At 69.5% G+C, this 13,117-nt stretch carries 9 protein-coding genes and 1 pseudogene; 4 read left to right on the top strand and 6 right to left on the bottom strand.

Features of this window, described 5'->3' with window-relative positions:
• Nucleotides 1-65 precede the first annotated feature (65 nt).
• The 3 genes and pseudogenes from miaB to AQI88_RS39855 all read right to left on the bottom strand — a co-directional run bounded on the left by miaB (nt 66) and on the right by AQI88_RS39855 (nt 3,839).
• Nucleotides 66-1,589, bottom strand: coding sequence for a tRNA (N6-isopentenyl adenosine(37)-C2)-methylthiotransferase MiaB (miaB, locus tag AQI88_RS39865; protein WP_079058125.1), 1,524 nt, complete (start codon nt 1,587-1,589; stop codon nt 66-68).
• Nucleotides 1,590-1,632: 43 nt separating this feature from the next.
• Nucleotides 1,633-2,158: pseudogene (locus AQI88_RS39860) on the bottom strand (GNAT family N-acetyltransferase).
• A gap of 148 nt (nt 2,159-2,306) precedes the next feature.
• Entirely contained in the window at nt 2,307-3,839 is a 1,533-nt protein-coding gene (locus AQI88_RS39855) for an FAD-binding oxidoreductase (protein ID WP_244184571.1), read from the bottom strand.
• Between the two features lie 148 nt (nt 3,840-3,987).
• Here AQI88_RS39855 and AQI88_RS39850 point away from each other — a divergent pair, with 148 nt between their 5' ends.
• Nucleotides 3,988-5,175, top strand: coding sequence for an FAD-dependent monooxygenase (locus tag AQI88_RS39850; protein ID WP_067010170.1), 1,188 nt, complete (start codon nt 3,988-3,990; stop codon nt 5,173-5,175).
• Here AQI88_RS39850 and AQI88_RS39845 read toward each other — a convergent pair.
• Nucleotides 5,172-5,807 carry a TetR/AcrR family transcriptional regulator gene (locus AQI88_RS39845; protein ID WP_159050523.1) on the bottom strand — a complete coding sequence of 212 codons (636 nt, stop codon included), beginning with the start codon at nt 5,805-5,807 and terminating at the stop codon, nt 5,172-5,174. The genes AQI88_RS39850 and AQI88_RS39845 overlap by 4 nt on opposite strands.
• Nucleotides 5,808-5,894: 87 nt before the next feature.
• Here AQI88_RS39845 and AQI88_RS39840 point away from each other — a divergent pair, with 87 nt between their 5' ends.
• Together AQI88_RS39840 and AQI88_RS39835 are read left to right on the top strand one after the other, a co-directional pair.
• Nucleotides 5,895-6,782 (top strand): SDR family oxidoreductase, encoded by an 888-nt coding sequence (locus AQI88_RS39840; protein WP_067010164.1) that lies wholly within the window; start codon nt 5,895-5,897, stop codon nt 6,780-6,782.
• A gap of 4 nt (nt 6,783-6,786) precedes the next feature.
• Nucleotides 6,787-8,991 carry an MMPL family transporter gene (locus AQI88_RS39835; protein WP_067010161.1) on the top strand — a complete coding sequence of 735 codons (2,205 nt, stop codon included), beginning with the start codon at nt 6,787-6,789 and terminating at the stop codon, nt 8,989-8,991.
• Here the strand turns inward: AQI88_RS39835 and AQI88_RS39830 are convergent.
• Complete coding sequence (locus AQI88_RS39830) at nt 8,975-9,565, bottom strand: AfsR/SARP family transcriptional regulator (RefSeq protein ID WP_244184570.1); 591 nt, start codon at nt 9,563-9,565, stop codon at nt 8,975-8,977. The genes AQI88_RS39835 and AQI88_RS39830 overlap by 17 nt on opposite strands.
• A gap of 454 nt (nt 9,566-10,019) precedes the next feature.
• Between AQI88_RS39830 and AQI88_RS39825 the strand changes: the two genes are divergently transcribed.
• Entirely contained in the window at nt 10,020-11,447 is a 1,428-nt protein-coding gene (locus AQI88_RS39825; RefSeq protein WP_067010155.1) for a multicopper oxidase family protein, read from the top strand.
• A 715-nt stretch (nt 11,448-12,162) separates the two neighbouring features.
• Here the strand turns inward: AQI88_RS39825 and AQI88_RS39820 are convergent.
• Nucleotides 12,163-12,972 carry an ester cyclase gene (locus tag AQI88_RS39820; RefSeq protein WP_244184569.1) on the bottom strand — a complete coding sequence of 270 codons (810 nt, stop codon included), beginning with the start codon at nt 12,970-12,972 and terminating at the stop codon, nt 12,163-12,165.
• Nucleotides 12,973-13,117: the final 145 nt, after the last annotated feature.

The following is a 13,117-nucleotide window of genomic DNA, read 5'->3' as shown; positions in this document are numbered from 1 at the left end:
GCAGTCCTCCACCAGCACGTCGGTGCGGTCGATCACCGTCGGGGCGAGCGTGACCGGTTCGGCCCTCAGTCGCAGCCGCAGCCACCGGTGGCGACGGGCAGCGGCTCGGGAACGCCGATCTTCGGCAGGCCGAGCAGCACGCCGGCCGGCTTCGCCGCCTCGGCCGCGTTGCGCTTGTCCCACGCGTCGCCCGCGCGCGTGCGGCGCACGTCGAGGACGGCGCCCTCGGCAAGGAGGTGGTGCGGTGCGGCGTAGGTGATCTCGACGGTGACCACGTCGCCCGGGCGCACCTCCTGGTCCGGCTTGGTGAAGTGGACCAGGCGGTTGTCGGGGGCGCGGCCGGAGAGGCGGTGGGTGGCGCCGTCCTTGCGGCCCTCGCCCTCGGCGACCATCAGCTCGAGGGTGCGGCCGACCTGCTTCTTGTTCTCCTCCCAGGAGATCTCCTCCTGGAGGGCGACGAGACGCTCGTAGCGCGCCTGGACGACCTCCTTGGGGATCTGGTCCTCCATGGTCGCGGCCGGGGTGCCGGGCCGCTTGGAGTACTGGAAGGTGAAGGCCTGCGCGAAGCGCGCCTCGCGGACGGCGTGCAGCGTCTGTTCGAAGTCCTCCTCGGTCTCCCCGGGGAAGCCGACGATGATGTCGGTGGTGATCGCGGCGTGCGGGATGGCGGCGCGGACCTTCTCGATGATCCCGAGGTAACGGTCCTGCCGGTAGGAGCGGCGCATCGCCTTCAGGACCGTGTCGGAGCCGGACTGCAGCGGCATGTGCAGCTGCGGCATGACGTTCGGCGTCTCGGCCATGGCGGCGATGACGTCGTCGGTGAAGTCGCGCGGGTGCGGGGAGGTGAAGCGGACCCGCTCCAGGCCCTCGATGTTCCCGCAAGCGCGCAGCAGCTTGCTGAAGGCCTCGCGGTCGCCGATGTCGGAGCCGTAGGCGTTGACGTTCTGCCCGAGCAGTGTGATCTCGGAGACGCCCTCGGCGACCAGCGCCTCGATCTCGGCGAGGATGTCGCCGGTGCGACGGTCCTTCTCCTTGCCGCGCAGGGCCGGGACGATGCAGAAGGTGCAGGTGTTGTTGCAGCCGACGGAGATCGACACCCAGGCCGCGTACGCGCTCTCGCGCCGGGTCGGCAGCGTGGACGGGAACGCCTCCAGCGACTCGGCGATCTCGACCTGCGCCTCCTCCTGCACGCGGGCGCGCTCCAGCAGGACGGGCAGCTTGCCGATGTTGTGCGTGCCGAAGACGACGTCCACCCAGGGCGCCTTCTTCACGATGGTGTCCCGGTCCTTCTGCGCGAGGCAGCCGCCGACCGCGATCTGCATACCGGGGCGGCTCGCCTTCTTGGGCGCGAGCCGGCCGAGGTTGCCGTACAGCCGGTTGTCGGCGTTTTCGCGCACGGCGCAGGTGTTGAAGACGACGACGTCCGCCTCGCCGTCGGATCCCTCGGGGGCACGCACGTACCCGGCCTCTTCGAGCAGCCCGGACAATCGCTCGGAATCGTGGACGTTCATCTGGCACCCGTAGGTTCGGATCTCGTAACTCTTGGAATGTTGAACGTCCACTGCCGGGCTCCGGTCGCTGCTGGTCATGCTCCAAGGGTAGGTGCTCCCAGGAGGTGCCAGGCCAAGGCCGTCACGGAGTACGGAACCCGCGAAAGGTCACGCCCTTGCGGGTCTCGAAGCCGAGCCGCTCGTAGAGTGCGACGGCACCGGTGTTCGCCTCGGCCACGTGCAGGAAGGGACGTTCGTTCCGAGAGACGATGCGCGCGAGGAGGGCACTCACCGGACGAGCAGCGTGGCCCCGCCCGCGTGCCTCGGGGGCCGTGCAGACGGCGCTGATCTCGGTCCACCCCGGCGGACGGAGCCGTTCGCCCGCCATCGCCACCAACGTGCCGTGCTCCCGAATGCCGAGATAGGTGCCGAGTTCACGGGTGCGTGACCAGAACGGCCCCGTCGGACGGCGGGGTCGCCGGGCAGCTGAACATGTCGGCAAACCCGCCTCGACCGAGCAGCCGGGCGAGTTCGGCCCACTGCGCCGCACCCGGGTCGGTGGACACCGCGGAAAAGGTCGTGACGTCCGGCAGGTAGGTGGCAGCCCGGCCGAGCCGGCGGGCGAAACGTGCGGGGTGACCGCGGAGTGACTCGCCCACGGGGTCCAATGAGGCTGGGGACGGAGTCCGCGGCCCTGCGCAGGTCTACGGCGCCTGGACCGGCCGTGACGGAGAGGCTCATCTCGGCAGGCCAGGCGGGCTGGTCTTCGTAGCAGTTCTCGGGCGGTTCAGAGCGCGGCCGGGGCCGGGCCCGTCGTCAGGCCGAGACGGCCTGGGGGAACCTGAACAGGCCGTTCGGGTCGTACTTCTTCTTGACCTGGACCAGCCGGGCCGCGTTCTCGGCGTAGTAGTCCGCCATGTAGTGGGAAAGGGCCGGGTCGATGTAGTTCTGGTACGCCTCGTGGTTGGAGTACGGGTCCATCGCCGCAAAGCCCCGGTCGGTCCAGTTCCGGGCGATGGTCAGGCTCTCGTCGTCGGTGGGGCCGACGGGGATCGACGCGAGGTAGGTGAGCAGGTAGAGGCTGTCGCGGTGCACGTAGGCGGTGTCGGTGCGGCCCCGCTGGTTGGCCGCCCCGCCGAGCGCGGTCGCGCGGAGCTGGCGCTCCTGGCCGCTCCGGCGGTCGGTGTCGTACACGGTGAGCAGCTTGGACCAGCCGTCGTGCGGGATCGGCCGGGTGAAGAACCGGCTGCGCGAGTCGGCCCAGGCGGTCCGGGCGATCTGTGCGTCGGGCCCGGTCCCCACGCGGTGGCACTGGGCGACCGTGGAGGACGAGCAGCCGTAGGCGGTCATCGCGAACGACTCGTACGGCAGGGTGAAGGCGTTCTGTGCGGAGGGGGGAGCGCCGACGGCGTCCGCGAGCCGGGCCGCTTCCTGGTTCAGCTGGTCGATCCCGGCCAGCCCCATCAGGATCACCAGGACCTGAGGGGTGCCGGAAGGGTCGGTCAGGGTGACTTCCGCGAGGCTGCCGATCGTCGTGGGCGCCTGGGTCAGCCACTGCGACCAGCCGTTCATGACCTCGACCGCCTGGTCGTAGGGCCAGTTGACGAGAGCCGCCGCCACGGTGCCGACCGGTGTGCTGGTGAGGGTGTAGGACGTCACCACGCCGAAGTTGCCGCCGCCCCCGCCGCGCAGTGCCCAGTACAGGTCGGGGTGATCGGTGGCGGAGGCGGTCACGGTGCGGCCGTTGGCGAGCACCACCTTCGCCGAGGTGACGGTGTCGCACGCCATGCCGATGTGCCGGGTCAGCGGGCCGAGGCCGCCGCCCTGGAGGAAGCCGCCGACGGTGACGGTCGGGCAGTACCCGCCGGTGATGGCCAGGCCGCCCGGGCTGAGGGCATGGGTGACGTCGACCATCTGGGCACCCGAGCCCAGGGTGACCTTGCCGGAGCCGACGGCGATGGTGTTGAGCCGGGACACGTCGACGACGAGGCCCCGGGAGGTCGAGTAGCCGGCGGCGCTGTGGCCGCCGCTGCGGACGGCCATCGGAAGGCCGTTGTCCGCGGCGAAGCGCAGGCAGAGCGAGACGTCGGCGGAGCTCTTGCAATAGGCGACACCGCTCGGGTGCACGGCGTCGAACTGGATCTGTTCGAGCTGCTTGGCCTGGTCGTACCTGGCGTCGCCGGGCAGGATCAGGTCACCTTGGAGGCCGGAGCGGAGCGTGTCCCAGCGGACCGCTGCCTGAGCCGGCGCGGTGGAGAGCATCGGGACGGCTGCCAGGCCCAGGGACGCGGCCCCGGCGCGGAGAATGTTGCGGCGGCTGAGCACGGTTTCCTCGGTTTCTCTAGACACCAGGTTTCCCCGGGACCGGCGCGGTTCCGGTGCCGAGCCGATGGTGCTGCCCCTGGATGGGCGGAAACCTTGAATCCCCCTTGCAAGAAGAGGTCAAGATTCGCGCCCAGTGCCCCGCCCGAGGGTGGAGACCCGAAGGGAGGCAGACATGGCACGACAGCTCAGGGTGCTCGTCGCAGGCGGTGGAATCGGCGGTCTGGCCACGGCACTCGCCCTCCGCAAGGCGGGCATGGACGTGGTCGTCCTGGAACGGGCGCTGCGACTGCGGGCCGCGGGGTGCGGGGTCCATCTGTGGACCAACGCGGTGCTCGCGCTGCAGGACCTGGGCCTGGCCGATCCGCTGCACGCGATCGGCAGGTCACAGGTGCGCTGCGAGTTCCGCAACTGGAACGGGGACCGGCTGGCCGTCTGGCCGGTCGAGCGGTTCACGGAGCGCTACGGGCAGCCCGTGGTGGCCATCGGCCGCGACGATCTGATCGACATCCTCGCGGATGCCCTGGAGGCGGCAGCCCCCGGCGCGGTGCGCACCGATGCCGACATCACCGGCTTCCGGCAGGACGCGGACGGGGTGACCGCCCTCCTGGCCGACGGCTCCGAGGTGACCGGCGACGTCCTCATCGGCGCGGACGGCGTCAACTCCCGCGTCCGCGCCCAGCTCCTCGGTGACACTGCGCCCGACTTCGCCGGCTACACCGCCTGGCGGGCGGCCGTCGAGGTGGAGCCGGACTTCGTCGGGGACGACTTCTTCCGCTGCATGTTCGGAAACGGCACGAGGTTCGTCTTCTACGCCATCGCGCCGGGCCGGCTGCACTGGATGAGCGTGGCGAACACCGCGCCCGGCGGCCGGGACGGCGGTGACGTCAAGGACGTCCTGCTGGCGCGGCACCGGGGCTGGATGGCCCCGGTGGAGGAGATCATCGAGCGGACGCCCGCCGAGGTGATCCTGCGCAACGACGTCGTGGACCGCAAACCCGACAAGGTGTGGGGCGACGGCCGGGTCACCCTGCTCGGCGACGCCGCGCACCCCATGAACTTCAACGTCGGCCAGGGAGCCTGCCAGGCCCTGGAAGACGCGCTGGTACTCGCCCGGTCGCTGTCCACGGCGGCCGATCCGGTCGCCGCGCTGCGCGCCTACGAGGCCGAGCGCCGGCCCCGCGTCCACTCCTTCCAGAAGGCGGCCCGGATGGTCGGCCGGGTCGGTGCCTGGGGCAGTCCCCTCGCCGTGCGTGCCCGCACCGGGCTCTACCGGGCGATCTGGGGCGGGCCCATCTGGAAGCAGGTCGAGAAGGACATGTACACCGGTGCCCGCTGGGAGGCTCCTCAGGTGCGCGCCTAACCGCGCACCTGGGCTGTGAACAGCGGCTCCAGGCCGTTCAGCATGAGCGTCTTGGCACGGTCGCCCCCGCCCGCGACCCGGCCGGCCATCGCCAGCGACACGCACCCGTGCAGGAAGGCCCAGACGGTGTCGACCGCCCCGATGGGGTCGACCACCTCGGCGCCCCTGGCCTCGGCGATGCTCTGCAGGGCGATGCGGAACGTCCGGAAGGCGGCCTTGGCCTCCAGGGGGGTCTCGGCGGTGCCGAACGGCACCCCGTCCATGCCGTTCATCGCCTGGTAGAGCTCGGGCGAGGCGAAGGCGAAGGTCCAGTACGCCTCGGCCATCGCGGCCAGCCGTTCCTCGGGCGGGGCCTGTGCGGCCACCTTCAGCTGGTCGGCGAGCTCGGTGAAGCCCACCATCATCAGCTCGACGAACAGCGACTCCTTGCTGGAGAAGTACTGGTAGAGGATCGGCGCGGTGTATTCGAGCTTGTTGGCGATGCGGCGGATCGTGACCGCGTTCCAGCCCTCTTCGGCCGCGATGTCCCTGGCCGCTTCCAGCAGCCGCGTGCGCATCTGCTGGCGTTCCCGTTCACGCCGCCTCCTGCTGGCGCTCTGCTCGGGCTGCTCGGGCTTGGCTTTGGTCGTCACGTTCCGTCCTTCCGTTGACACGGGCATCCTACCGCCGATCTAATATCTAACAATGATAGACTTCTGGACATCGTTAAGGAGCCAAGCGTGATCGTCGTCTTCGGCGGTACCGGCAAGGTCGGCCGCCAGATCGTGGATCAACTGCGCAGCGACGGACAGGCAGTGCGCGTAGTCAGCCGGAACCCCTCCTCGGCGAGGTTCGCCGGGAACGTCGAGGTCGTCGCGGGCGACCTGCACGACCGGCACTCGCTCGTGCGGGCCGTCGCCGGCGCCAAGGCGATCGTCTGCACCGCTCAGGGCGGCGGCGGCAAGGGAGCGAACGGTCCCCGGGGCATCGAGGGCAAGGGCGTCCCGAACCTCATCGGCGTCGCGCGGGACACCGCCATCGAGCACTTCGTGTACTTCTCGACCGCGAGCGCCCGCGCCGACAGCCCGGTCGAGTTCTTCCGCCTCAAGTTCGAGGCCGAGCGCACGCTGCGCACCAGTGGACTGCCGTTCTCGATCCTGCGGCCCACCCACCTGATGGACACCTGGGCGGAGATGCTCGCGGAGTCGATCACCAAGAAAGGCAAGGCCATGGTGCTCGGCTCGGGCACCAACCCGGTGTCATGGGTGGCCGGCGCGGACGTCGCCCGGGTGGCGGCGACGCTGGCCCTGGGCCAGGGGCAGGGCTGGTCCGTCGACCTCGGCGGGCCCGAGGAGCTGACGCTCACCGAGGTGAACGAGCTCATCGCGGCCTCCCTGGGTGCGCGGATCAAGGGCGAGAACAAGATGCCGGTCGGCATGCTGCGGACGATGAGCGCGCTGATGAAGCCGTTCAACCAGGTCATGGCCCGGCAGATGCAGATGGGCGTGGAGCTCGACACCCAGCCGCAGGTCGTCGACTCCAGCGCGGTCTGGGCCCGTTACGGCCGGCCGCTGTCCCTGTCGGCCTGGCTGGAGCGCAACCGGCCGGGCGTCACGGAAGGCGTCTGATCTGATGTACACGGCCATAGGCGCGTTCCTCTTCCGCCGGGCCAGGCTTGTCCTGGTGGTGTCCGGCGTGGTTTTCGTCGCAGCGATGGTGCTCTCGGGCGGCGCGTTCACCAAGCTCCAGGGCGGCGGCTTCACGCCGTCAGGGGCCGAGTCGGTCGCCGCCCGGAAGCTGGTCGACCAGAAGTTCGGCGGCAACCCCAACCTGGTCCTGGTCGTCCAGGCCAAGGCCGGCACGGTCGACTCCCCCGACGTCGCCGCCGCCGCGGGGAACCTCTCCTCCGCCCTCAAGGCGCGTCACGAGTTGCACAACGTGACCACGTACTGGGAGACCAAGGCACCCACGCTCAAGTCGTCCGACGGTAGGTACGCCCTGGTCCTCGCGCACGTCACGGGCTCGGAGACCGACCAGGACAAGACCGTCGCCGCGGTCGTCGACCACGACATCGACAAGGCCGGCGGCGCGGTGACGGTGAAGCCCGCAGGACCGCTCGGCGTCAGCCACGACATCAGTGTGAAGGTCAAGAAGGGGATCGCGATCGCCGAGGCGATCGCCGTCCCGCTGACGCTCCTGCTCCTGCTCGTGGTGTTCGGAAGCCTGGTCGCCGCCGTACTGCCCCTGGTGATCGCGCTGTTGGCGGTCGTGGGCACGTTCGCCGAGTTGTCGATCCTGGGGTCGGTCACCGACGTCAGCATCTTCGCCACCAACCTCACCACGGCGATGGCGCTGGGTCTGGCGATCGACTACGCGCTGCTGAGCGTCAGCCGGTTCCGGGAAGAGCTGGCCCGTGGAAGCGATGTGCGGGCCGCGGTGATCCGTACGGTGGAGACCGCCGGGCGGACCATCGTGTTCAGCGCCGCGGCAGTGGCAGCGGCGATGACCGCGCTGCTGGTCTTCCAGTCGGTGTTCCTGCGCTCGCTCGCCTATGCGGGCATCGGGCTCACGATCATCTCGGCGGTGGCAGCCGTGATCGTGATGCCCGCCCTGCTGGCGGTCCTCGGCCACCGCGTCAACGCGGGCAAGATCCCCTGGGTGCGTTCGAGGAAGATTGCGGAGTCCCGGCCGTGGGGCCGGCTCGCGGGAGCCGTCATGCGGCGGCCCCTGGTGTTCACCGTGCCGCTGATCGCTGCGCTGGCGCTCCTGGCCCTGCCCGCCCTGCACATCTCCTTCGCCACGCCCGACGACCGGATGCTGCCGACCTCGTCCGACAGCCGGACGGCAAGCGATGTGCTGCGCACCAAGTTCGGCGGTGACAGCACCGAAAGGGTCAACGCGGTGAGCGAGAAGCCGGTGACGCCCGATCAGGTCAGGTCCTACGCGACCGAGCTCTCGAAGCTGCCGCACGTCGAACAGGTCGACAGCAGCGCCGGGCGGTTCGTCGCGGGCACCCGGACCGGGACCGGCGGTACGGGCACATACGCGGCGGCCGGCGCAGAACAACTGCTCATCAAGCCGGCCCCGGGCGTCGGCGCGGAGTCCCGCGCGGCCCAGGATCTGGTCAAGGACATCCGGGGCCTGAAGGCTTCCGACCGGTTCCTCGTCGGCGGCACGACGGCCGAACTGATCGACACCAAGGACGCCATGCGCTCCCGGCTGCCGCTGGCGATCGGGCTCATCGCGATCACCACGTTCGTCCTGCTGTTCCTCTTCACCGGCAGCGTCGTCCAACCGCTGCGGGCGCTGGTGCTCAACGCGCTGGGACTCTCGGCCGTTCTCGGCCTGATGGTGCTCATCTTCCAGGACGGACACCTGAGTTCGGCGCTCGACATCACCGCACGGCCGCTCGACACCTCGATGCCGGTCCTGCTGCTCTGCATCGCCTTCGGTCTGTCGATGGACTACGAGGTCTTCGTCATGAGCCGGATCAGCGAGCTGCGCAAGGGCGGGGCGACGACCCGGGAAGCGGTCACCGAGGGGCTCGGCAGGACCGGCCGGATCGTCAGCACGGCGGCCGGGCTGATCGCCATCAGCTTCTTCGCCTGGCTGGTCAGCCCGCTGACCTTCGGCAAGTTCTTCGGCCTCGGGACGGGGCTGGCCATCGTCCTCGACGCCACCGTCATGCGCGGTGTGCTGCTGCCCGCCGCGTTCAGGCTCCTCGGCGACGCGTCGTGGTACGCGCCGCGGTTCCTGCGGCGCGTCCACGACCGCTTCGGGTTGAGCGAGGCGGAGGAGAGCGTCCCCTCCGCCTCGTCGGTCACGGTGACACGCTGAGGCCCTCGTCCAGGCCGGTCAGAACGCGTTGGTGCGTTCTGGCCGGCCTCGCGATCTCGATCTCCTCGCGAAGGATCGCCTCATGGGTACGCCGGAGCGAGGGCCCCGGCTCGGCACCGATGGCGTCCACGATGCGCCGGCGTGCCGAGGCGTAGAGTTCGAGCGCCTCCATCGGCCGGCCTGCGTGGGACAGCGCCAGCAGCAACTGCTCGATGATCGACTCGGCGAACGGCTGCTCGGTCACGACCTTGCCGAACTCCTCGATCACGGTCAGCGGCCGGCCCAGCCGGAGCTCGGTGCGGGCCCACTCGGAGAGCGCCTCGAGCCTGCGCCGCTCGATCCACTCGCGGACCCGGCTGAACCACCCGCCGCGCAGATCGGCCAGCGGTGTGCCCCGCCACAGCGAAAGCGCCTGTTTCTGCAGGCGCGCTCGCTCCGTGTCATCGGAGACGAGCCGCGAGCGTTCCATCAGGTTCTCGAACCGGTGCAGGTCCACCAGCTCCGGGTCGACGTCGAGCAGATAGCCCCCGCTCTGGCGACGCAGCTCGATCTTCTCTCCGGAGCGCTGCTCCACCACTTCCAGGATCCGGCGCAGCCTGGTCACATAGGTGTAAAGGACATTCCTTACCTCGCTGGGTGGAGACTCGTCCCAGACGCGGCCCACGAGAGCGTCGAGCATAACCGGCCGACGCACATCGATGAGAAGCGGAACGAGGACACTCCGTTGTTTCAGCGGACCGATTCCGAAGATCTCCCCCGAGACCTCCAGTTCGACCGGTCCGAGAATGCGAAATTCCACTTAATCCCCCCGTCGATCATTCGATCGATTGCAGAATCGAGCCCATTATTGGCCGGATTTGAACCGGAAGGATTCAGTCACCCCCGGATGAGACGCATGTCACATATCGGATTTCGGTCCCGTTACGGACTTCTTGCTACTGACAGGGATTCAAGAAGATATACAGAAAAGTTTTCAGGAGGCCGGTGGACCCTCTCATGGTCATCACGACGACCAAGGGAGTGGGCACATGACCACGCGAAGATTGTTCCTGCAGCTGAGCGGCGCTGTCGGGGGCTCGGCACTCCTGCCCACCGGTTCCGGAGCAGCCGTGCCCGGCCCACGCGAGGTGTCCGCGGCGGTGCCGCCGTTCCAGGCGGAGATGCCGGTTCCGCCCGTCCTCAGGCCGGCCCGCAGCACCCACGGCACCGACCATTACGAGCTGGTGGCCAAGCCCGGCACCGCGGCCGTCCTGCCCGGCCTGAGCACCCCGGTCCTCGGATACCAGGGCTCCTTCATCGGGCCGACGATCAAGGCGACCCGTCGGCGCAGAGTGGCCGTGACCTACCGCAACGGGCTCACCGAGGAGACCGCCGTACACCTGCACGGCGGTCATGTCGCCGCCGACCAGGACGGCCACCCCATGGACGCCGTGCAGCCCGGCGAGAAACGCATTTATCTATATCCGAATGAGCAGCGGGGCGCGACGCTCTGGTATCACGACCACGCCCACCACATCGACGCCGAGCACGTCTACCGCGGCCTGGCCGGCTTTTACCTGCTCGAGGATCCCGTCGAGCGGATGCTGCCGCTCCCCAAGGGCAAGTACGACATCCCCGTGATGATTCGCAACGCCCGGTTCGACACCGACGGAAAAATGATCTTCGAATGGCGCGACTTCTTCGGTCGCGACACGATCATCGTCAATGGAAAGCCCCAGCCGCACCTGAGGGTAGAGGCCCGGAAGTACCGTTTCCGTTTCCTCAACGCCGCCAACCTCGGAGTCTTTAAGCTGTCGCTGTCGACCGGCGATTCCTTCGTCCAGATCGGCTCCGACGGCGGGCTGCTCCCCAGGCCGTACGTCACCCCCGCTTTTCAACTACTTCCCGGCGAGCGCGTCGAAGCCGTGATCGATTTCTCGAAATACCCAAGAGGCACCCGGGTCATAGTAAAGAACGAGTATGCTTTCACGCCGGAGACCGCGGACATCATGGCGTTCGACGTCGGCGACCCAGCCCCCGACCGGAGCGCGGTCCCCGACGTGCTGCGGCCCCTGCCCGCGCTCGGCCCCGCCGACCGGACCCGGCAGTTCGTTCTCGGCCCCGACGCGGAGGGCATGCCCGTCATCAACGGAAAGTCGTTCGACATGGACCGGGTCGACACGACGATCCCCCTCGGATCCACGGAGATCTGGGAGATCACCAACAACGACGTGGCGCAGCCCATCCCCATCCCGCACAACATGCACGTCCATCTGGTCCAGTTCCGGGTGCTGTCCCGCAACGGCGCCCCGCCGGACGGCGGCGAGGCCGGCCTCAAGGACACGGTCACCGTCTTCCCCGGTGAGACCGTCAGAATCCAGGCCACGTTCGCCGACTACCGGGGCAGGTACCTCTACCACTGCCACTTCCTCGACCACGCGGCCGAGGGGATGATGGCCCAGCTCGAGGTCGTCTGAACCCAGGGCCCGGGACGAGCTCCTCGTCAGAAATGCCGGGGACGCGGCACACCCATCACACGGTGGTGGGTGGCCTGGGCTCGCCGGATCATCCACCCGGCCGGTCGGCCGTCCACTCCTGGGGCAGCACGACTCCCGCTCGGTCAACGCCTGGCCGGTGCCGGTGGCCCAGGCTGTCATTGCGGCGTTCCGGCTGGGCCCGCCGGCTCGCCGGAGCACGGGGGGCCGCGCCCGCCGAGGCGCCGCGTCGCCACGCGAAGCCGGCCGCGTCCAGCGCCGGCACCCCCGCGCCGCCCGGACCCGGCACCCGGAAAGCCGTCGGCCATGGCGGCGACAACGTCACGGCGGGTGAGGTCACCCAGTTCGTCGCAGGACAGCGGTAGCACTTCAGCGGATGCTGCCGCCCCCACGGTGTGTCGATGCCCGCAGACTCGGTATTCGGCCCACCCCGGTCCATGACGACGCACCGAGGCGGACTTCGCCGTCCTCACCCGTCACGCCCCGGCGCCGCGCGCAAGCCGAGCGCGGTGACGTCGCAGCGGCCCTACGGCACCGGGCGCGGGGCGTACTGCCGAAGGGCGAACTTGTAGGAGCAGGACGTGACACGCAGGCACCGGGTGCCTGAGGGTCCATGAAAGCAGGCCCCGCTCGCGCGAGGCCTGCTTTCATCTGTGCAGCTCGGTGACCCGTAGCCGGGCCGCGATGGTCTCGGCGGTCACGGCTGCCCGACCGGCGCCAACTCGACCGGCAGGGTCCAGGCGTGCCCGGCTGCCGCAGCAGGGCCCTCGGCCAGCATGGCCCACGGATCTGCGCCGTAGACCTCGTGTGCCGCTGCACGGAGCCAGCAGTCGAAGGGGGCGGCGGAGTCGCGCAGCCGCCGGCCGGCGGCGGCCGGATCCCGTGCCTCCACATAGTGGACCACGAACTCCGCGCCGGCCTGCCGGAGCCAGAAGGACTCGCGGACGATCCCCGCACGCCGCCGGGACGCCTCGTACTCGGCCAGCCTGGGACCGGCCAGCTCGGCCTGGAGTTCCCGCCAGCGATCAGTTCTGCCGGGCGCGATGGACAGAATGTTCACCACCGGCACGGCGGAAGGCCCCGCGAGCGTCTCCAGACCGGCGGCGCGGCCGGGGCGGCCACCCCGATGGAGCCGCCGCATGCCGAGTTGCGCCAGCATGTTGGACTCCACGTCGATGCCCCAGCGCTCGGCGATCAGCCCGTCTGCCAGACGCCACACGACGACACCGCGCGACTCGATCGAGCGGCCGGTCGGGGCCATGCCGAGGATCTCGCCGAGATGGGTGCCCCGCCACGTGTTGTGGATCACGACATAGTCACCGTGGGCGCTCATGTCCTCGATGGTGACGTGCAGATCGGGGAACCCCGCGCGCAGCCCCGCGATGGTGTACTTGACGCCCGGCCGGCCCTCGGGAGCGCCGGGCAGTGGCTGGTGATCGACCATGTCCTCGCGGTAGATCTCGTCCACGACCGAAAAGACGCCCTGGTTGACGAACTCTTCGAACACCCTCCGGATGGTCTTTTTGTTCTGCTCGGTCACAGAATCGCCGATCGGCATGCTCGTCCCTTCCCTCGATGAACGGCAAAAAGTCTGGTTGTGGCGTGTGGGCCGTCTTCTTGAACGATCCTTGACGGCTCCGGCTTGAGGACCT

It is taken from the genome of Streptomyces cellostaticus (genome assembly GCF_001513965.1).
Classification (GTDB): domain Bacteria; phylum Actinomycetota; class Actinomycetes; order Streptomycetales; family Streptomycetaceae; genus Streptomyces; species Streptomyces cellostaticus.
Note: the sequence above shows the minus strand (reverse complement) of the source record. Positions and strands in the feature narration are given on the sequence as shown.

Bases quoted from the DNA above. Each gene is read 5' to 3' on its own strand.
- AQI88_RS39835 (WP_067010161.1), top strand. From the start codon at position 6,787: ATGTACACGGCCATAGGCGCGTTCCTCTTCCGCCGGGCCAGGCTTGTC.
- AQI88_RS39825 (WP_067010155.1), top strand. From the start codon at position 10,020: ATGACCACGCGAAGATTGTTCCTGCAGCTGAGCGGCGCTGTCGGGGGC.
- miaB (WP_079058125.1), bottom strand. From the start codon at position 1,589: ATGACCAGCAGCGACCGGAGCCCGGCAGTGGACGTTCAACATTCCAAG.
- AQI88_RS39850 (WP_067010170.1), top strand. From the start codon at position 3,988: ATGGCACGACAGCTCAGGGTGCTCGTCGCAGGCGGTGGAATCGGCGGT.